The sequence below is a fragment of the Pseudomonas sp. NBRC 111138 genome, assembly GCF_001320835.1.
Classification (GTDB): domain Bacteria; phylum Pseudomonadota; class Gammaproteobacteria; order Pseudomonadales; family Pseudomonadaceae; genus Aquipseudomonas; species Aquipseudomonas paracarnis.
Window position 1 is genome coordinate 57499 of sequence record NZ_BCBO01000029.1, and the last position, 20560, is coordinate 78058.

Annotated in this window: 18 protein-coding genes; 8 read left to right on the top strand and 10 right to left on the bottom strand. The window is 61.5% G+C overall.

Features of this window, described 5'->3' with window-relative positions; genetic code table 11:
• Positions 1–146: 146 nt before the first annotated feature.
• The 5 genes from APH41_RS05520 to APH41_RS05535 form a co-directional block, all read right to left on the bottom strand.
• Entirely contained in the window at positions 147–2588 is a 2442-nt protein-coding gene (locus APH41_RS05520) for a penicillin acylase family protein (RefSeq protein WP_054917892.1), read from the bottom strand.
• 274 nt (positions 2589–2862) lie between these two features.
• A complete protein-coding gene (locus APH41_RS27910) occupies positions 2863–3063 on the bottom strand; it encodes an SEC-C metal-binding domain-containing protein (protein ID WP_003189235.1) in 201 nt (66 codons plus the stop codon).
• Positions 3060–3542 (bottom strand): LEA type 2 family protein, encoded by a 483-nt coding sequence (locus APH41_RS05525; RefSeq protein ID WP_054917893.1) that lies wholly within the window; start codon positions 3540–3542, stop codon positions 3060–3062. Before APH41_RS05525 ends, APH41_RS27910 begins: the two co-directional genes overlap by 4 nt.
• Before the next feature lie 21 nt (positions 3543–3563).
• Positions 3564–4034, bottom strand: a complete 471-nt coding sequence (locus APH41_RS05530) for a YchJ family protein (protein ID WP_054917896.1) — start codon at positions 4032–4034, stop codon at positions 3564–3566.
• Between the two features lie 4 nt (positions 4035–4038).
• A complete protein-coding gene (locus APH41_RS05535) occupies positions 4039–4536 on the bottom strand; it encodes a DUF6231 family protein (RefSeq protein ID WP_034125937.1) in 498 nt (165 codons plus the stop codon).
• Positions 4537–4715: 179 nt separating this feature from the next.
• Between APH41_RS05535 and APH41_RS05540 the strand changes: the two genes are divergently transcribed.
• Positions 4716–5474, top strand: a complete 759-nt coding sequence (locus tag APH41_RS05540) for a hypothetical protein (protein WP_034125938.1) — start codon at positions 4716–4718, stop codon at positions 5472–5474.
• A 117-nt stretch (positions 5475–5591) separates the two neighbouring features.
• Here APH41_RS05540 and APH41_RS05545 read toward each other — a convergent pair whose 3' ends face one another.
• Entirely contained in the window at positions 5592–6056 is a 465-nt protein-coding gene (locus APH41_RS05545) for a CopD family protein (RefSeq protein WP_054917898.1), read from the bottom strand.
• Positions 6057–6155: 99 nt separating this feature from the next.
• Here APH41_RS05545 and dinG point away from each other — a divergent pair, with 99 nt between their 5' ends.
• From dinG to APH41_RS05575, 6 genes are all read left to right on the top strand, one after another.
• Complete coding sequence (gene dinG / locus APH41_RS05550) at positions 6156–8300, top strand: ATP-dependent DNA helicase DinG (RefSeq protein WP_014717263.1); 2145 nt, start codon at positions 6156–6158, stop codon at positions 8298–8300.
• Between the two features lie 88 nt (positions 8301–8388).
• Positions 8389–10686 carry a beta-galactosidase gene (locus tag APH41_RS05555; RefSeq protein WP_054917900.1) on the top strand — a complete coding sequence of 766 codons (2298 nt, stop codon included), beginning with the start codon at positions 8389–8391 and terminating at the stop codon, positions 10684–10686.
• Positions 10687–10768: 82 nt separating this feature from the next.
• The gene (locus APH41_RS05560; protein ID WP_054917901.1) at positions 10769–11914 is read left to right on the top strand and encodes a serine hydrolase domain-containing protein; all 1146 of its coding nucleotides are present in this window, start codon (positions 10769–10771) and stop codon (positions 11912–11914) included.
• 143 nt (positions 11915–12057) lie between these two features.
• Positions 12058–13209: an OmpA family protein gene (locus APH41_RS05565; RefSeq protein WP_080757662.1), complete on the top strand. Its 1152-nt coding sequence runs from the start codon at positions 12058–12060 to the stop codon at positions 13207–13209.
• Positions 13210–13236: 27 nt separating this feature from the next.
• Complete coding sequence (pdxH, locus tag APH41_RS05570) at positions 13237–13884, top strand: pyridoxamine 5'-phosphate oxidase (protein WP_054917903.1); 648 nt, start codon at positions 13237–13239, stop codon at positions 13882–13884.
• 265 nt (positions 13885–14149) lie between these two features.
• Positions 14150–14614: a glycine zipper 2TM domain-containing protein gene (locus APH41_RS05575; RefSeq protein ID WP_003189251.1), complete on the top strand. Its 465-nt coding sequence runs from the start codon at positions 14150–14152 to the stop codon at positions 14612–14614.
• 172 nt (positions 14615–14786) lie between these two features.
• Here the strand turns inward: APH41_RS05575 and nhaA are convergent, their stop codons facing one another.
• Positions 14787–15971, bottom strand: coding sequence for a Na+/H+ antiporter NhaA (gene nhaA, locus APH41_RS05580; protein WP_054917905.1), 1185 nt, complete (start codon positions 15969–15971; stop codon positions 14787–14789).
• A gap of 216 nt (positions 15972–16187) precedes the next feature.
• Here nhaA and APH41_RS05585 point away from each other — a divergent pair, with 216 nt between their 5' ends.
• Positions 16188–17282 (top strand): PLP-dependent cysteine synthase family protein, encoded by a 1095-nt coding sequence (locus APH41_RS05585; RefSeq protein WP_054917906.1) that lies wholly within the window; start codon positions 16188–16190, stop codon positions 17280–17282.
• A gap of 92 nt (positions 17283–17374) precedes the next feature.
• Here APH41_RS05585 and APH41_RS05590 read toward each other — a convergent pair whose 3' ends face one another.
• The 3 genes from APH41_RS05590 to APH41_RS05600 form a co-directional block, all read right to left on the bottom strand.
• On the bottom strand, positions 17375–18988 hold the full coding sequence (locus tag APH41_RS05590; protein WP_034125946.1) for an NAD(P)/FAD-dependent oxidoreductase: 1614 nt from the start codon (positions 18986–18988) through the stop codon (positions 17375–17377).
• A 106-nt stretch (positions 18989–19094) separates the two neighbouring features.
• Complete coding sequence (locus APH41_RS05595) at positions 19095–19766, bottom strand: COG3650 family protein (protein ID WP_034125947.1); 672 nt, start codon at positions 19764–19766, stop codon at positions 19095–19097.
• Positions 19767–19862: 96 nt separating this feature from the next.
• Positions 19863–20462 carry a short chain dehydrogenase gene (locus APH41_RS05600; RefSeq protein WP_034125948.1) on the bottom strand — a complete coding sequence of 200 codons (600 nt, stop codon included), beginning with the start codon at positions 20460–20462 and terminating at the stop codon, positions 19863–19865.
• Positions 20463–20560 lie beyond the last annotated feature (98 nt).

Sequence of the window (20560 nt, forward strand, 5' to 3'; positions counted from 1 at the left end):
GTCAACGATAACGCGTGCTTGCTGAATGAAAGCGGCGCCTGTGAGTTTTTCGCGAGCAAGCTCGCTCCTACAAAAAGCCCTTAACTGACTGGCATTGAGGCAAGCCAGCTCCCACAGCGTTATCCGGTTTCGTCAAGGAAGCCCGGTTACTTACCAGGCGTCAGGGTCAACCTTGTCTTGCCATACACCTTTTCAAAGTTCTGCGGCTGCATCGGGAAGCTCAGGTATTGCGCCTTCAGCGACGGGTCGATGCCATTGGCATAGTTCGGGCTGGCCGGGTTGCCGGATTGGCCGATGCCGCCCTGGCCCATCATCGGTTCCGCCTGGCCGAAGTCGATGATCATGCGCAGCGCCGACACCTGGGTCGCGTTGAAATCCTGGCCCCAGCTATACGGCGCCGGGTTCAAGGTATTGTGGTCGCCACCGCTGGCAAAGGGGCCGCGGATGACCTGGCCGCTGGTATTTTTCCAGGTGGTGCTGTGCAGCTTGCCCCACTGCCAGGCCTTGTGGTCGGCGCCCAGTTGGCTGTCGCCAGTAGTGATGGCGGCGGCCAGGGTGCGAGCCAGGATCGCGGGTTTGTCTTCTTTTTGCGGTGTACGCGTGTCATCCCAGAATGGGCTGTCTTCACGGCCCAGCAGGTGGTCGGCGATGGCCGAGTAGGACAGGCTGGCGTTGCTGACGAAGGCTTTCCAACTGGCGCTGTTTTCCGGGCCGAGTTTGTCGAGGAAGATCTGCCGGGCGCTTTCCTGCAGGAACAGTTCGTAGATTGCCGCGTCAGCCGAGGTGGTTGCCAGCCGACCATCGAAGGTCATCAGGCGCTCCAGTGCTTCGCGGGCCTTGGCACGTTCCGCTGTCGGCAGGGCCTCGATGGCCTGCTTGAGCGGCTGGGCCATGCCGGGTGCCTGGAACATGTTCTTGAGCTTGGCGGCGAAGAGGGTGGTCTGGTCGTATTGCATGGCGATCAGGCTGCGGCTGTCATGCTTGCCGGCGTTGGCCAGTTGCGCCAGGCGCTCGCTGCGCTCCGGTGCATCCCAGGCGTTGGACAGTTGCATGCCGTAGCCACGCGGCGCGGTACGCTGGTTGGCGGTGCCGATCCAGCCTTGGGCCGGGTCCTGATCGTACGGGTGCAGCATCGCGTCGGCGTAGCCGTCCCAGTCAAAGCGCGTGTCCCAGCCCGGCGATGGCAACAGGCCTTCGCCTTCGCGGCGGTTGGGGAAACGGCCTGTGACCTGCCAGCCGATGTTGCTGGCGTCGGCGAAGATCATGTTCAGGGCGATGGCGCGAATCTCGCGGGTAGCATCCGAGGCCTTGCCGGCGTTTTGTGCGCGGGACAGGTCGAAGAACGCATCCAGGCTCTTGTCGTCCTTGAAGTCGGCGGTTTGCAAGGCCAGGCCAAGACCGCTGGTGAGCGCCTGGCTGCTGTTGAGCAGAGCGCCGTGGCGGGTTTCGTACACCACTTCGCGAATCGAGCGCTGGCCCTTGATGAAGAAGGTTTCGTTGCGCACGCCGGCCGGCAGCCATTTGCCGTTGTTCTCGTAGTACAGCGCACTGCCCTGGCGTTTGACCTTCTCCAGGAACAGGTCCTGGGTGTCGCCCTTGACCGCGCTCATGCTCCACGCCACTTTGCCGTTGAAACCCGCCAGCAGGGTCGGCAGGCCGGCAATCGAAGCACCGACGGCCTGGTATTTGGGCGCACGAATCTGCACGTAGTTCCACGGCGTCGGTGCTTGTGGCTGCGCGGCGATATCGTTGGCCAACAGGCTTTTGCCGCTGCGGCTGCGTTGTGGGCCAATGGCCCAGTTGCTTGAGGTGGTGACGCCCAGGGCATTGAGGCCGCGCAATTGCTGCCCCACCGTCTCCAGCCCGGCGAGGCCGGTGATCTGGTTCAGATTGACGCCTTTGAGCTTGTCGGCTTCGGCCAGCGGGACGGGTTCGTCCGGTGCGCTTGGGGTGAGCCAGGCCAGTTTATCGACGCCGACCTTCTGCGCCAGCACCAGGGACGAAAGCTCCTCCTGCAGATTGCTCGACTGGCTGAAGTTGAGCAGGCAGAACAGCAGCGCCGAATCTTCCGGCTTCCAGTACTCGGGCTTGTAGCCGCTCTGGGCCAGGTCCGTCGGCAACTTGTCGCGATAACGGAACAGGTAGGCGTTGACGCCTCGGGCATACACTTCAAAGAAGCGTTTGAGGCGCGGCGATGAAGCGTTGTACAACTCGCCAGCGCTTTTCTTGAGGTTGACCGCCCGCATAAAACGGTCGACGTTCAGCACTTGCGGCCCCGACATTTCCGCCAGACGGCCCTGGGCCAGCAGGCGCAGGGTGACCATCTGGGTGATGCGGTCGCTGGCGTGCACGTAACCGAGGCTGAACAGAGCGTCGTGGAAGGTGTTGCTTTCGATCAGCGGCATGCCTTGGGCATTGCGGCGCACCGACACATTCTGTGCCAGGCCCTTGATTGGCTGCACGCCGGCAACGGGCGGCAGGGTGTCCTGGGTGTTCTGGAGCTGGCAACCGGCCAGGCCCAAGGCACTGACCACTGCCGCGGCAACGCCGAACCGGGGAAGAAAATGTAAGAGGGCTGGCGAGGCCATGGCAAAGCTCCTGCGGGGGGGTAGCGTCAGTAAAGGCGCTACGTTAGTGAGCGCGGCGAAACGACGCAAGCGGGAGTTTTGGGTTAAGCATTAGAACTTGAGTCAGGCGCAGAACTGTGTGGGCGGGCTTGCTCGCGAAAGCAGTGTATCAGTCAGTGTCTGTATCAACTGACGGAACGCATTCGCGAGCAAGCCCGCTCCCACATTTGATCGCATGCAACCTAGGATCAAGGCTGGGGCGGGGGCCCGCCGGCATTTTGATCTTCAGTACGGTTTAAGCGCCGTGGCACTTCTTGAATTTCTTTTCGCTGCCGCACGGGCAAGGATCGTTGCGGCCTACGTCCTTCAACGCATTGCGCACCGGCTCTTGATGAGCGTGGCCGCAGTTCGGGCCGTGGACATGGCCGTGGTCGTGATCATGATGATCATGATCGTGGTTGCAGTCAGGACCATGGACATGGGGTTGCTGTGTCATCGATGTTGCTCCGGAATAAAATCGCCGGGGATTATCTCGCCATTGTGTGCCACCTGCACGTCATTACCGATGAATAATCCGGTTTTCAGTTCGCCCTCTAAACGATAAGGCACGGGCCGCTCGGGATTTTTCAGCATCTGCACTACCTCACGCACCTGTGGCCAGAGGTTGGTGCGCACCGAGACCTTGAAGAATTTATGACCGCGTGGCGGTACGGTCAGCCACTCGTTGGACTCGCCTTCGGTCAACACCAGATTGCCCAGGCTGACCTTGTAGACCAGGCCGCGCACGGTCAGGTCGGCGTCGTCGCGGTTGTCCACGCGAAAGTACAGCTTGAATTTCTGTTCCAGCAGCTTGGCCCGCACCACTTCGACCTTGACCAGGGAAACGTGGGGGGGCGGCGCGTCGTCTTCGAACCAGGACGCGCAGCCGGTCAGGCCCAGGGTCAACGCCAGCATCAAGCTATACATCCGAAGCATGGCGCTATCCCCGTCGAGTGATTAGAAGTAGCTGGAACAGCACTTCTTGAATTTCTGCCCACTGCCACACAAACAGGCATCGTTACGTCCGGCCTTCACTTCTACCGTAGGGTCGATGAAGTACCAGTGCCCTTCATTCTGTACGAAAGAAGACTGCTCGCGGTGACTATGTTCACCGGCAGCGTCATGCCAGCGTGCGGTAAAGGTGACAAAGGCGTGCTCAGGCTGGCCGCCGAATACCTCGGAGCTTTCCACCTCCAGGCCCAGCCAGGTGCTCTGGGCACTCCAGGCGGCAATGGCGTCGCGGTCCAGGCCGGCTTGTTGCGCAGGCAGCGTAGTGGCGACCAGGTAATCGACCAGGCCCAGCACATAGGCGCTGTAGCGCGAGCGCATCAACGCGCTGGCGCAGGGGGCCGGGTGACCGGCGTGATAATGGCCGCAGCAGGCATCCAGCAGATTGCCGCTGCCGCACGGGCAAATGGATGTACTCATCGGGTTACCACCAATACTTTCCGAAGTTTTCCGGGTTGGCCCAGAAGCGGGCGTTGAGCCAGTCCGGCACCTGTTTATAGTCAAGCAGATCATAGGTAAACAGCGTCAGCACCTGATCATCGCGTTGGAAGCGTTCGCCGGCTTGCAGGGCCAGGGAGAAAAAGTCGGTGTCCTTCCAGTCGCAGGCACCCAGGTCGACCAGCACGGCAATGCGGCTGGCGTTGAGGTTACGGATGCCTCCGAGCAGGGTCAGGCCTTGGGGTTTGGACAGGTGCTCCAGGCAGTCGACCACCAACGCGAGGTCAAAGCGCTGCACGGCGAGGTCTTCCGGCAACGGCCCTGGCGCGGCATAGAACACCTCGGTGTCCGCGTGCGCAGCCCGGAAGGCATCCAGCGCCGGAAATTGGCTGGCGCCCACTAACAACAGGCGTTTTGGCCTGTGAAGGTCCAGCAGGGCCGCCAAGGCTTGTTGGGGCGTACGGGCAGAAATTCCAGCGGTCATTGCAGATCCTCGCATCAAGACCGTAGAGACTAGCGCGGCTGGGCGCGTGGGCCTAGAGCGCGGCGGTCGATACCCACCGAGGTGGAATTGAAGTTTTTTGATCCTTCACTGGCAAATCGCCGGTAGAAGTCGTTACTGTGCGCTCAAAGAAAAATTTGAAAACACTCAGGAGCCCCATGATGCGTAAGGTTTTTCTGCTGGCCCTGTTGGTCAGCCCCGTTGCCCTGGCCCAGAGCGTCAGTGTCGAAACCAATTCGTTGATGCGCCTGCCCAGCAGCACCAGCGTGTTGCAGCTTGAACGCCTGGACGTAGCGGACTACGGCACCTTGCTGATTCCGGCCACCATCAGCCAGGTCACGGTGGATGAGCTGCACTTGGGGCGCGACGCACGCATCACCATTGTGCCTGGCAATACCGCCTTGCAAATGCAAGTGCGCGAGGCGCAGCTGGAGCACGGTAGCCAGATCACTTCACGGGGCGCCCCCGGCACCCACGAAAAACCCGCCAAGGCTGGGCGTGATCTGACCTTGCGCATTAACTCGCTGACTGCCGAAGCGCTGTCGGTGGATGCCCGTGGTGGCGCTGGAGCCCAAGGATATGCGGGCCTGGACGGTGCCAACGGCGTGGACCCGGGTTGCACCTGGGGTTCAGCCGGGCGCGGCTTTAATGGCGATAACGGCGGCGATGGCCGGCCAGGGGCAGCGGGCGCCCAGGTACGCCTGGAGTTGCCACAGGAATTCCCGGCTGAACAGATCAAGGTCTGGGTCGATGGCGGGGCTGGAGGCCTGGCGGGTGTTGCAGGTAAACCCGGCAAGGGCGGGCAGTCCAAGGGCTGCCTGGTGTACCGCGCGGACGGCGGCGAAAAGGGCCGACCAGGGTTGGAGGGGCAACCGGGGCCGGCTGGGCCTGCGGGGTCTGTGACTATCCAGCGGCTGTAGGAGCCAGCTTGCTCGCGAAAAACGTCAACGATAACGCGTGCTTCCTGAATAAACGCGGCGTCTGTGAGTTTTTCGCGAGCAAGCTCGCTCCTACACGCGTTAGGGCAAGCCAACAGCTCAGAACATCGGCCGAGCCGAAGCCACCGCCACCACCACCAACCCCACGATCAAGTTAATCCCCACCAACCTGCGAATCTGCCCCAGCGCAGCCGCGCCCGCCGGCCAATCCTCAGCCGCCACCGCTGCCTTCAGCTCCGGGAACTTCAAGGCCTGGATGCGGATAAACAACGCCGTCATCACCAGATACAACCCCATCATCACCTGCACATAACGCGGCGCGGTCTCAAAACCACTGAAGCGCAGTTGCAGCAAACCAATGCCGCTGATCGGTAAAAGCACCACCGCCACCCACACCCACACAAAAAAACGTTGAAACACATTTGCCCACAGCTTGAGCCGGGCAGGGCCGTCAAGCGCCGCCATGGCGGCGGGGCGCAGGATCATCCAGGCGAAAAACATGCCGCCGACCCAGATCAAGGCGGCCAGTACATGCAGGGTATAGGCGAGGCTAAACGCGGTCATTGTGGTACTCCGTTCTGCGCGGGATTAATTAGCGGGGTATGATAGCGGCCGATCCGAACCACTGAAAATTTATCCAGCGTTTTTTGCGCCCGACTATCCATGATCAGCACTGAACTCAAAACCACGATCCAGGGCGCCTATTCGCGTTTTCTCGAAGCCAAGAGCTTGAAACCGCGCTACGGCCAACGCCTGATGATCGCCGAAGTGGCAAAAGTCCTCGGGGATATCGACACCGACGACGAAGGCCGCCGCGAGGGTGAGCCTGCGGTAGTGGCCGTCGAGGCCGGTACCGGTACCGGCAAGACCGTGGCCTACAGCCTGGCCGCGATCCCTACGGCCAAGGCTGCTGGCAAGCGATTGGTGATTGCCACCGCTACCGTCGCGCTGCAAGAGCAGATTGTCTACAAAGACTTGCCCGACCTGATGCGCAACAGCGGCTTGAGCTTTACCTTCGCCCTGGCCAAGGGCCGTGGCCGCTATATGTGCCTGTCCAAGCTCGACGTATTGCTGCAGGAAGGCCACGCCCAAACCGCCACCGCCTCCTTGTTCGAAGAAGAAGGTTTCAAGATCGAGGTGGATGAGGCCAGCCAGAAGCTGTTTACCAGCATGATCGAGAAGCTGGCCGGCAACAAATGGGACGGCGACCGCGACAGTTGGCCCACAGCACTGGAAGATTCAGACTGGGCGCGCCTGACCACCGACCACAGCCAATGCACCAACCGCCATTGCCCCAACTTCGGCCAGTGCGCCTTCTACAAGGCGCGCGAAGGCATGGGCAAGGTAGATGTCATCGTCACCAACCACGACATGGTATTGGCTGACCTGGCCCTGGGTGGCGGTGCGGTACTGCCCGACCCACGCGACACCCTCTATGTGTTCGACGAAGGCCACCACCTGCCAGACAAGGCCATTGGCCATTTCGCCCATTACACCCGCTTGCGCTCCACGGCCGACTGGCTGGAAACCACTGCCAAGAACCTCACCAAGTTACTGGCCCAGCACCCGTTGCCCGGCGACCTGGGCAAGTTGATCGAGCAAGTGCCGGAGCTGGCGCGCGAGATCAAGACCCAGCAGCAGTTCATGTTCAGCGCCTGCGAACAGGTTGCGGACTTCAAGCCCGGTGAAGACGTCGAGGGCCGAGAGCGCCCGCGCCACCGTTTTGTCGGCGGGATGATTCCCGAGCACATGCGCGAAATGGGCATCGAGCTGAAGAAAGGCTTTTCACGCCTGACCGACCTGTTCACCCGCCTGACGGACTTGCTCAAGGAAGGCATGGATGGCGAGGTCAATATCGGCATCGCCAGCAACCAGGCCGAAGAGTGGTATCCCTTGTTCGGCAGTTTGCTGTCTCGTTCCCAAGGCAATTGGGAGCTGTGGACCGCCTTTACCGTCGAAGACCCGGAAGACAACCCGCCCATGGCCCGCTGGCTGACGTTGTCGGAAAGCGGTGCGCTGTTCGATATCGAGGTCAACGCCAGTCCGATCCTCGCCGCTGAAATGCTGCGCCGCAACCTGTGGAACGTCGCCTACGGCTGCCTGGTAACCTCGGCCACGCTGACGGCCCTGGGCACCTTTGACCGCTTCCGCATGCGCGCCGGCCTGCCGAAAAAGGCCGTCACCGCCGTGGTGCCCAGCCCGTTTCATCACGCTGACGCCGGCGTGCTGCGGGTGCCAGACCTCAAGGCCGACCCGCGGGACGCTGCGGCGCACACGGCGGCGATCATTCGCGATCTGCCGTCGTTGGTGGAAGGCTCCCGCGGCACCCTGGTGCTGTTCTCGTCGCGCAAACAGATGCAGGACGTGTTCGACGGCCTCGACCGCGACTGGCGCAAGCAGGTGTTTATCCAGGGCAACCTGTCCAAGCAGGAAACCCTGAATAAGCACAAGGCGCGGGTCGACGGTGGGGATTCCAGTGTGTTGTTCGGTCTGGCCAGCTTTGCCGAAGGCGTGGACTTGCCCGGTGCCTACTGCGAACACGTGGTGATCGCCAAAATCCCGTTCTCGGTGCCGGATGACCCGGTCGAGGCCGCACTGGCCGAATGGATCGAAGCCCGGGGCGGCAACCCGTTCATGGAAATCTCGGTGCCGGATGCTTCACTGAAGCTGGTGCAGGCCTGCGGGCGTCTGCTGCGTACCGAAGAAGACCGCGGCACCATCACCTTGCTCGACCGTCGCCTGGTTACCCAGCGCTATGGCAAGGCGATCCTCAATGCATTGCCGCCGTTCAGGCGCGAAATTTCTTAAGCCACCGTGGGCGGATTCGCCCACTCTGTGGTCTATCTCATCACTATCATCAGGCCAGTCATCGGCCGTTTGGGAGAACCTTGTTCGTATGATTCGCACGCTGCCCGCTCTTTTTGCCCTGCTGTTCGCTGCGCCGTTGATGGCGGCGCCCGAGGGGCAACAAACGCTGTTCAACTTCGTCCGGCCGGCCGATGTGGTCAAGGTGGCGACCCAGGACGCCAGCCTGCCGCAATACAATGCCGAACAAACGCCCGAAGGCGAGGTGCTGCGCCGCATCACCTTCAACCCAGCGGCCGAGCCGAGCCTGGTGCTCAGCCCGCAGACGGGGACGTGGGACTGGTCGCAATCGAGCGCCATGAGCCTGCGTATCCAGAGCGCGATGAACTGGGCACTGACCCTTTACGTCAAGGTGCAGAGCGCCGACGGCAAGACGCTCGTCAGCCGCATCGACCTGCCTGCCGGCCCGGCCCAGACGCTGCTTGTCCCGCTGCAAGCCAACTCACCGCTGAGCCAGGGCATGAAGGCCGGCCCGCCGATGCCGATGACCGTGGATGGCCAGCGGGTGTTGCTGGCCGCCAGCGCCGGAGTAATCGACCGCAGCCAGGTCGTCTCGGTGACCCTGTCGATGCTCAAGCCCAATGCCGCTCAAAGTATCCTGCTGGAGCGCTTTGGCGTGCAGGACAGCGAGCCGGTATTGAAGGCTGCCTACACTGAACTGGTGGATGCCTATGGCCAATCCAACCGCGCACGCTGGCCGGAGAAGGTCAGCAGCGACGAGCAACTCAAGGCATCGGCCGCCAAGGAACAACAGCAGCTCAAGACCTGGCTGGCCGAGCGGGACAAGTCCTCCCTGGATCAATACGGTGGCTGGAAGAAGGGCCCGGCCTTCGATGCCAGCGGTTTTTTCCGCACCCAGAAGCGCGACGGCCGCTGGTACCTGGTGACGCCGCAGGGGCATCCGTTCTACTCGCTGGGGGTGAACACCGTGGCGCCGGACAACAGCCAGACCTATGTGGCGGGGCGCGAGTGGATGTTCGCGGCGCTGCCCAAGGCCGGCGAACCCTTTGACAAGTACTACGGCAGCGACGACAGCCGCACCGGCAACGGCGCCGGTGAAGGCCGCGGTTTTGGCTCGGGGCGTTGGTACGATTTCTATGGCGCCAACCTGCAACGCACTTACGGCGGGGACGCGTTGGACCAGCCACGCTGGGTGACCCATACCCTCGATCGCCTGCAAGCCTGGGGCTTCAACACCGTCGGCAACTGGAGCGATCCGGACCTGGCCACTGCCGACCGCGTGCCGTACACCTTGCCGCTGTCGATTGTCGGTGACTATGCCAGCATCAGCACCGGCACCGACTGGTGGGGCGGCATGCCCGACCCGTTCGACCCGCGCTTTGCCATGGCCACCGAGCGCGCAGTGGCTATTGCCGCACGCGATCACCGTGACGATCCTTGGCTGATCGGTTTCTTTGCCGACAACGAACTGGCCTGGGCCGGTCCTGGCGAGGATGCAAAATCCCGCTACGCCCTGGCGTACGGCACCCTGCGCATGACCACCGACGTGCCGGCCAAGCGCGCCTTCCTCAAGCAACTGCGCGATAAATACCGCAATGAAGAGGGCCTTTCCAAAGCCTGGGGTATTCAACTGGCTGGTTGGGAACTGATGGAAGACCCAGGCTTCGAGCCGCCGATGCCCAGCTCTGAACACCCGGAAATCGAAGCCGACTTCAAGTATTTCCAGAAGACCTTCGCCGATGCTTACTTCAAGACCATTTCCGACTCGCTGAAGTGGCACGCGCCCAACCAGCTGTTGCTGGGCGGCCGTTTTGCGGTGAGCACGCCCGAGGCCGTCGCTTCGTGCGCGCAGTATTGCGACGTGCTGAGCTTCAACATGTACACCTTGAAACCCCAGGACGGTTACGACTTCGCCGCCCTGCGTGCGCTGGACAAACCGGTACTGATCACCGAATTCAACTTTGGCTCCGCCGACCGCGGCCCGTTCTGGGGCGGCGTGACGCAACTGGCTCGCGAAGAGGACCGCGGCGCGGCGTACTCCACCTTCCTCAAGCAGGCAGTGGCCGAGCCGTCGATTGTCGGGGTGCATTGGTTCCAATACCTGGACCAGCCGGTAACCGGGCGTCTGCTGGATGGTGAAAACGGCCATTTCGGCCTGGTCGGCATCACCGATGTACCCTTCCAAGGCTTTGTCGAGACGGTGCGCAAGAGCAACCTGGCCGCGCTCGACCAGTTGGGCCGTGAGGCGCAAAAAGCCAAGGCCACCCAAGCGATGCGTGAAAGTGACGCCGGCAAGCCGGGGCGCGACGGCAAAGGCGCGGGGCAGGGCGCTGGGCATGCCGGTGGACACGCTGGAAACGGTCATTGATTCATCGTTGACGGGTTCACAAAACCTACAATGGCTGAAAGAATGGCGACCACTTTTCATGGTGTTTTCCGAGGGGACTTAGGTGCAGATTCAGGGTCATTACGAGCTGCAGTTCGAAGCGGTGCGCGAAGCCTTCGCCGCCCTGTTCGATGATCCTCAGGAGCGTGGTGCCGGGCTGTGCATCCAGATCGGCGGGCAAACCGTCGTCGACCTGTGGGCTGGGACTGCCGACAAGGACGGTGCCGAGGCCTGGCACAGCGATACCATCGTCAACCTGTTCTCCTGCACCAAGACCTTCGCGGCAGTGACTGCCCTGCAACTGGTGGCCGAAGGCAAGCTCAAGCTCGATGCGCCGGTAGCCGAGTACTGGCCGGAGTTTGCCGCTGCTGGCAAGGAAGCGATCACGCTGCGCCAGTTGCTCTGCCACCAGGCCGGGCTGCCGGCCATCCGCGAAATGCTGCCCACCGAAGCCTTGTACGACTGGCAATTGATGGTCGATACCCTGGCGGCAGAAGCCCCGTGGTGGACACCGGGCCAGGGCCACGGCTATGAGGCGATCACCTACGGCTGGCTGGTTGGCGAACTGTTGCGTCGCGCCGACGGGCGCGGGCCGGGGGAGTCGATCGTGGCGCGGGTGGCACGGCCATTGGGGTTGGACTTCCATGTAGGCCTGGCGGATGAAGAGTTTTATCGCGTCGCTCATATAGCGCGCAGCAAAGGCACTATGGGGGATGAAGCCGCGCAACGGTTACTTCAAGTAATGATGCGCGAGCCGGCGGCGATGACTACCCGTGCATTTGCCAATCCACCGTCTATTCTGACCAGCACTAATAAGCCCGAATGGCGACGCATGCAGCAGCCTGCGGCGAATGGCCACGGTAATGCGCGCAGCCTGGCCGGGTTTTATAGTGGTTTGTTGGACGGTAGTTTGCTGGAAAGCGACATGCTCGAACAATTGACCCGCGAGCACAGTATGGGGCTGGATAAAACCTTATTGACCCAAACCCGCTTCGGCCTGGGCTGCATGTTGGATCAACCGCAGTTGCCCAATGCCACGTTCGGCCTCGGACCACGTGCATTCGGGCATCCCGGGGCAGGGGGCTCAGTCGGGTTTGCCGACCCTGAACATGATGTAGCCTTCGGTTTTGTGACTAATACCCTGGGTCCTTACGTACTTATGGACCCGCGGGCCCAGAAGTTGGTCGGAATATTGGCCGGTTGTCTATAAACCCCTTGCTGTTTCACAATTTTTTGTTACAAAGGCAAGTATAAAAAGATGCTGAACGACATGTTGTAACTTGAATGTTCTTTTAGCGTCTGTTTAACGGGTCCTGCGACCCTCTGGTTTTTTTCTCATTTTGTGGATATCTCATGTTATCGAACAAGTCTTTGGCACTGGCGCTGTGCCTCACTATTACGGGTTGTGCACAAACTCCACAAAATGATGCCGAAGGTGGGCATTGGTGGTCATTTGGATCTGACAAAACGGCGACCAAGGATCCAGTGGCCCAGACCGACGCCAAGTCGGATGCCAAACCCGACGCCAAGCCGGCCGCCGGTGCCAAGCCTGTTGAGCCTGTCACCGCTGCTGCCGCTGCCCCGGCTGCCAAAGCCGACACCGGTTACAGCTGGTGGCCGTTTTCCACCAAGAGTGCCGAAGACAAAGCCGCCGACGCCAAGGCTGACCTGAAAGCCGACCTCAAGGCGGCAACCCCGGCCTCGGACGCCGCACCTGTCGTCGCCAAGACCGACAGCGAGCCGCGCTGGTGGTGGCCGTTCGAAAGCAAGCCAAAGCCATTGGCCAAGGTCGATGTGACCAATGTACAAATGCCTGACCCGAAGATCACCCAAGCCTGGCTGGACGAATACGAACCACGCCTGCGTGCCGCCATCAAGGACAGCAACCTGCAACTGGAGCGCCGTGACAACACCCTGGTGGTGATTGCCCCGGTAGACGGCTCCTACAACCCGAAGCGTCCGGCCATGTTGCTGCCGGTGACCCTGGGCCCGTTCACGCGGGTGGCCAAGGCCGTCGAAGCTGACCCGAAGACCGCCGTACTGGTGCTGGGCCACGTTGATGCCACGGGCAGCGCCCCGGCCAGCCAGGCGTTGAGCAAGGAGCGTGCGCAGTCCATTGCCTCGATTTTCAGCCTGAGTGGTCTGAAACAGGATCGCTTGATGCTGCGTGGCATGGGCGACCTTATGCCGCGTGCCGCCAACGACAGCAATCAGGGGCGTGCGCTGAACCGTCGCATGGAAATCATGTTCACTCAGCGTACAACGATGTTGGCACTGCTGAGCAAGTACAACTCCGGCAAGACCCCGCCCGTAGCCGAAATGGTCGCGGTGCAGAATGTGCCTGCGCCAGCACCTGCGGCCAAAGCGCCTGCCAAAAAGGCCACGGCCAAGAAAGCGGCGGCCAAGCCAGCGGCTAAAAAGGCTGCGGCCAAGCCGGCTGCGAAGAAACCTGCCACGGCAAAAGCCAAGGCGGCACCCGCTTCGAACGATCAGGCGAAGAACTGAGCTGTTGAACCACAAGGATAAAGCCGCATGACCCAGGCACTGGCCGATATGCGCCGTGACTACACACGGGACGGTTTGAGCGAGGCCCAGGCCCCGGACGAGCCGTTTGCGTTGTTCCACCATTGGTTTGCTGATGCGGTGAAAACCGAACAGCCGCCAGTGGAGGCCAATGCCATGACGCTGGCGACAGTGGATCAGGACGGCCGCCCGCACTGCCGCATCCTGCTGCTCAAGGGCCTGGATGCACAGGGCTTTACCTTCTTCACCAACTATCAGAGCGCCAAGGGTGAACAACTCGCGGCGCGGCCGTTTGCGGCCATGACCTTCTTCTGGCCCACCCTGGAGCGCCAGGTACGCATTGAAGGGCGCGTGGCCAAGGTCACGCCTGAAGAGTCGGATGCTTATTATCAGGTGCGCCCGTTGGGCAGCCGCCTGGGTGCCTGGGCCTCTCCGCAGAGCAAAGTCATTCGTGATCGCGATGAGCTGCAGGCGCTGCTCAAGGCCACTGAAGAGCGTTTCAGCGATACCCAGCCCGATTGCCCCGAGCATTGGGGAGGGTACCGTTTACTGCCTGAGCGCATCGAGTTCTGGCAAGGCCGCGCCAGCCGCCTGCATGATCGCCTCAACTACCGCTTGCAAGACGGCCAATGGTGCCGCGAGCGCCTGGCGCCCTGAGCGTCACCTTTCGTCATCCCACCTGAATCAACACCGTTGCGTCGAAGTCTCTGTTCAAGAGACTTCGGACGCTTTCGGCTGTGCGGCTACACTGATCGAGCCGGTTATGGCATGGTTCCGTACCCTGGCTTGGTTACCGTTCGTCGAGTTCTCTGGTGCTGGCAGTCTGTACTCAGGCTGAATGAAAGCAAGTTTCTGCCTGGTGCGCCGTGACACGCGCCAAGCCACAGCGTTTAATGAATACCTGTCCTTTGGAGTTGATGCTATGCGTAAGTCCGTTTTACTAGTTGCCTGCTTTACCACCCTGTCGTTGCTGTTGGGTGGCTGCGCCTCGAGTCTGACCGGCGACTCGTACTCTCGTGATGAGGCGCGTCGTGTACAGACCGTTCGCATGGGCACCATCGAATCCCTGCGTCCGGTGAAAATCGAAGGGACCAAGACCCCAATCGGCGGCGCCGCGGGCGCAGTCATCGGCGGCGTTGGCGGCAGCGCCATCGGTGGCGGCCGTGGCAGCATCGTGACTGCTGTGATCGGCGCAGTTGCGGGCGGCCTGCTGGGCTCGGCCACCGAAGAAGGCCTGACCCGTACCCAAGGTGTGGAAATCACCGTGCGCGAAGACGACGGCAGCATGCGTGCCTACGTACAAGCCGTGCAGGAAAATGAAATCTTCCGCATTGGTGACCGCGTACGCATCATGACCGTCGACGGTACCAGCCGCGTTACTCGCTAAGCCTTGAGCTACAGGCGAAGAAAAACCCCCAACCGGGTGACCGGTTGGGGGTTTTTTTGTAGGAGCGAGCTTGCTCGCGAAAAACGTTAACGATAACGCGTGCTCAATGAATGAACGCGGCGCCTCTAAGTTTTTCGCAAGCAAGCTCGCTCCTACAACTGACTGACTTCAATCATGCAACGGCCGCTTTCTTGCGACTTGCCATCGCCGTCACCGCATACCCGATGAAGGCCGCCAGGATCGACCCGGTCAGAATCCCCATGCGATCTTCACCGGCAAACTCACTGGCGCCCGGCACAAACGCCAGGGAGCCGACAAACAGGCTCATGGTGAAGCCGATCCCGCACAGGATCGCCACGCCCAGTACCTGGCCCCAATTGGCGCCGCTGGGCAGTGAGGCGATGCCGGTCTTGATCGCCAGCCAGGTGAGGCCGAACACACCGACTGTCTTGCCGATCAACAGGCCCGCGGCGATGCCCATGGGCACGGAGTGGGTGAAGCTCTCCAGGCTGACACCGGTGAGTGACACACCGGCATTGGCGAACGCGAACAGCGGCAGGATGGCGTAGGCCACCCAAGGGTGCAGGGCGTGTTCCAGGCTCAGCAGCGGTGAGGTTTCGGCATTCTTGGTGCGCAGTGGAATGCAGAACGCCAGGGTTACACCCGCCAAGGTCGCATGCACACCGCTCTTGAGCACGCACACCCACAGGATCAGGCCGATGATCATATACGGCCCCAGTTTGATCACGCCCAGGCGGTTCATCGCAATCAGCGCAATCAAGCACGCCCCCGCGCCCGCCAGGGAAGCCGTGGACAAGTCAGCGGAATAGAACAAGGCAATGACGATGATGGCGCCAAGGTCATCAATGATCGCCAGGGTCATCAGGAACAGCTTCAGCGACACTGGTACGCGCTTGCCCAGCAGGGCCAGAACGCCCAGCGCAAAGGCAATGTCGGTGGCCATGGGGATCGCCCAGCCGGCCAGGGCGGCCGGGTTGTCCTTGTTAAGCGCCCAGTAGATCAGCGCCGGCACCACCATGCCGCCGATGGCCGCTGCGCCAGGCAGCACCACTTGCGAAGGCTTGGACAGGTGGCCATCCAGAAGCTCACGCTTGACCTCCAGGCCGATCAGCAGGAAAAACAGGGCCATCAGGCCATCGTTGATCCAAAGCAGCGCCGGCTTGGCGATTTTCAACGCGCCAACCTGAGCCACCACCGGCGTGTCGAGAAAGGCGTTGTACAGGTGCGACAACGGTGAGTTGTTGATAATCAGCGCCAAAGCGGCAGCGGCGATCAACAACAGACCACTGGCGGCTTCCAGCTGGAAGAAACGGGTGAAAGTGCTACGCAGAGGCAAGGGATGCTCTCCAATTCAGGTTCAATAGGTGGGTACCCTAACCCGTACCGTTAGTTGTTAAAACAAAAGTTATATTCTTATTTGTTATAAGTGGTTGGCCGGAACATCGGTGGGTTAAAGACTAGCAATTGTGTGTCCAATTGCGTCGTCACTGTATCTGTGTGAAGCGTGGGAAACATCCTAAGATCACCGCTGAAAGCCTTTAGAGAAGCCACCATGAGCGACCACCGTACCTGGGCCCGCGAAGCCATTCGTATCATTGAAGCGGACTTCCAGCGGAGCGCCGATACCCACCTGATCCCGCTGCCATTACCGGGTTTGCCAGGCATCGAGTTGTACTTCAAGGATGAGTCCAGCCACCCCACCGGCAGCCTGAAACACCGGCTGGCGCGCTCGTTGTTCCTGTATGCGCTGTGCAATGGTTGGCTCAAGCCTGGCGCCCCCGTTATTGAAGCGTCCAGCGGCTCCACCGCGATCTCGGAAGCCTACTTCGCGCGCTTGCTCGGCTTGCCGTTCATTGCCGTCATGCCCGCTACCACGTCCCAAGAGAAGATCGCCCAGATTGCCTTCTATGGTGGCAAGAGCCATCTGGTCCAGGACCCGACGCAGATCTACGCCGAATCCGAACGCCTGGCCCAGGAAAGCGGTGGTCACTTCATGGACCAGTTCACTTACGCCGAACGTGCCACCGACTGGCGGGCGAACAACAACATCGCCGAATCGATCTTCCAGCAGATGCGCTTTGAACAGCACCCGGAGCCGAGTTGGTTGATTTCCAGCCCTGGCACCGGCGGCACCACCGCGACCCTGGGCCGCTATGTGCGTTATCGCCAGCATTGCACCCGGGTGTTGTGTGCCGATGCCGAACGCTCGGTGTTCTTCGACTTCTACCAGAGTGGTGACGCCAGCCTGCGCCTGGACTGTGGCTCACGGATTGAAGGGATTGGTCGCCCACGGGTGGAGGCATCGTTTCTGCCGGCGGTGATTGACGCAATGGTCAAGGTGCCGGATGCATTGTCCCTGGCGGCCATGCATTACCTGGCGCAGCGTTTGGGGCGACGGGTTGGCGGGTCCAGCGGGACCAACCTGATCGGTGCGCTGATGGCGGCGCAACAGATGAAAGCGGCGGGGGAGTCGGGGTCGATCGTTGCGATCTTGTGCGATGGTGGTGAGCGCTATGCCACGACCTATTACGATCAAGCGTGGCTGTCGGGGCAGGGCTATGAGCTGGAAGGGTTGATCGCGGCGGTTGCGGCGAGTGTCGAGCGCGGTGAGGCGCTACCCGCTAACATCCTGCGCGCTAATATCTGACAAGCAGCGCCAAGTTGTAAGCTCCAAGCTACAAGAAAAGCAGGATGCATACCTGTTTTTAGCTTGTGGCTTGAAGCTTACAACTCGAAGCTTCAACCGTGGATGCCGAGCATATCCCGCGCCAACGCCTCGGCGATCCGAATCCCGTCGACACCCGCCGAGAGAATCCCACCGGCATACCCCGCGCCTTCTCCGGCCGGGAACAAGCCTTTGACGTTCAGGCTCTGCATCGACTCGTTGCGGGTAATGCGCAGTGGTGACGAGGTGCGGGTCTCGATGCCGGTCAGCACCGCATCGTGCAGCGAGTAACCTTTGATCTGTTTCTCGAACGCCGGCAAGGCTTCGCGGATGGCTTCGATGGCGAAATCCGGCAGGGCCAGGGCCAGGTCACCCAGCGAAACACCGGGTTTGTAGGACGGCTCCACACTGCCCAGCGCGGTGGAGGGTTTTCCGGCGATGAAGTCACCTACCAGTTGCGCCGGGGCCTCGTAGTTGCTGCCGCCGAGGATGTAGGCGTGGGACTCCAGGCGCTCCTGCAACTCGATACCGGCCAGCGGGCCACCCGGGTAATCCACCTCGGGGGTAATCCCTACCACGATGCCAGAGTTGGCATTGCGCTCGTTACGTGAGTATTGGCTCATGCCGTTGGTCACGACGCGATGGGGCTCCGAGGTCGCAGCCACGACGGTGCCGCCCGGGCACATGCAGAAGCTGTAGACCGAACGGCCGTTCTTGGCGTGGTGCACCAGCTTGTAGTCCGCAGCACCCAGCTTCGGGTGGCCGGCGTATTTACCCAGGCGTGCGGCGTCGATCAGCGACTGTGGGTGTTCGATACGGAAACCCACCGAGAACGGCTTGGCTTCCATGTACACGCCACGGTCGTGGAGCATGCGGAAGGTGTCACGGGCGCTGTGGCCCAGGGCAAGAATCACGTGCTTGGAGAGGATCTGCTCGCCGCCGTCGATGACCACGCCGTTCAACTGGCCGTCTTCGATCAACACGTCGGTGACCCGCTGCTCGAAGCGTACTTCACCGCCCAGGGCGATGATCTGCTCGCGCATGTTTTCCACCACGCCGGTCAGGCGGAAGGTGCCGATGTGGGGCTTGCTGACGTAGAGAATTTCTTCCGGCGCGCCGGCCTTGACGAACTCGTGCAGCACTTTGCGACCGTGGAATTTCGGGTCCTTGATCTGGCTGTACAGCTTGCCGTCGGAGAAGGTGCCTGCGCCGCCTTCACCGAATTGCACGTTGGACTCGGGGTTGAGCACGCTTTTGCGCCACAGGCCCCAGGTGTCCTTGGTGCGTTGGCGCACTTCCTTGCCGCGCTCGAGGATGATCGGCTTGAAGCCCATCTGTGCCAGCAGCAGCCCGGCGAAGATCCCGCAGGGACCGAAGCCCACCACGATTGGCCGCTCAGCCAGGCCTTCCGGCGCCTGACCCACCACCTTGTAGCTGACATCCGGTGCCGGGTTGACGTTGCGGTCGTCGGCAAACTTGAGCAGCAGCGCGGCTTCACCCTTCACGTTCAGGTCGACGGTGTAGATGAAGCACAGCTCAGAGGTCTTTTTACGCGCATCGTAGCTGCGCTTGAACAGGGTGAAATCGAGCAGGTCATCACTGGCGATGCCCAGGCGCTGCACGATGGCAGTGCGCAGGTCTTCTTCGGGATGGTCGATGGGCAGCTTGAGTTCGGTGATTCGTAACATGACAGGATCCGGTAGGCGGCGGGCAAGGAGGCCGGCTGTTTTGCAAACCGGCGATTATAAGCCCCAATGGCAAGTTTCCGTCAGGTTAAAACAGCACAGGGCCTAATCAGTCGTCCCGCGAGCCGCCGAATGCTGCGCAACCACGCTGCACCTGGCCGTTCACGCGCAACTCGGCGCTCATGTGTTGCAGGCTGCCGCTCACACTGTCGACGCAGCGCTGGGGCGCCACCCACAGTTCGATGTGCTGGTTGTTGGCTTCAGTCATCAGATTGAAGCGGCCGTCGCCCAGTTGTTCCTCGACGTAGGGTACTGCCAAAGGTGGATGGCCTTCGCGTTCCAGCACCATACCCTTGGCCGTGACATTCATTGCCCAGGCGGGTTTATGGCCGTTGGCCCGCAGTATCATGCGCTTGAAGTCCGGGTCGGAGCACGCTGAAGTCGAGCGTTCGACGCGATACAGCTGTTGCAGGTCCACTGAACCCTGGGTGCCGCTGGCGACCCCGGAAAACTTGCCGCGCAGGTCGGCAAACAGCTTGCCCTGCTGGCCGGCCAGCGAGGCGGCTTCCTGCAGGACGCTGGTGCCGCCGGTGTCGTTGACCACGTAGCTACGCTGGTCGCCGCACGGCTGGAACAGCAGTTTGCCGTCCACCGCGGTCAACTCACCCTGCATACGGGTCAGCCCGACAGTCGATGGCTTGGCCGGCTCGCTTTCGAACAATTGGCAGGCGGCGAATACAGGAAGCAAGGCAAACAGGACGAGGGTACGGGCGGCGCGCATTATCGGGTCTCCAGGCAAGTGCCGCCACGTTACGCAGACTGGCCGTGCATCACAAGCCCGCTTGCCAGCTTCAGGCGTTTCTTACAGCACTCACCCTCACCCCACGATAAAGGTCTGACCAGTTTGTAGGCCCTCGACGCTTTTGGCGTAAGCCAGCGCTACATCGGCGGCGGGGGCAGGTTTGTAGCCACGGAAATAAGGGGCATAGCTGCCCATGGCTTCCAGTAGTACCGTCGGGCTGACCGAGTTGATACGCAGGCCGCGAGGCAATTCAATGGCCGCCGCTTTGACGAAGGCGTCCAGAGCACCGTTGACCAAGGCCGCCGAAGCGCCGGTACGGATCGGATCACGGTTCAGGATGCCGCTGGTGAACGTGAACGAAGCACCGTCGTTGGCGTACTCACGGCCGATCAACAGCAGGTTGACCTGGCCCATCAGCTTGTCACGCAGGCCCAGTTCGAAATCGCTGTCGTTCATGTCTGCCAGGGGCACGAAGTTGACGCTGCCTGCCGCGCAGATCAGGGCGTCGAACTTACCGGTCTGCTCGAACAGCTTACGGATCGAGGCGCTATCGCTGATATCCACCTGGAAGTCACCGCTGGTGCGGCCGATGCTGATCACTTCGTGGCGCTGGGCCAGTTCCGCCTTGACCGCTGAACCGATGGTGCCGCTGGCACCGATCAATAGGATTTTCATCGTGCTGTTCCTCTGGGGCTGATTTCCTGCAGGGGCAAGCGTGCTCGCGAAAAACTCAAGGTCGCCGGCGTGTAGTCAGGCTTACCGCGTGATCGTTG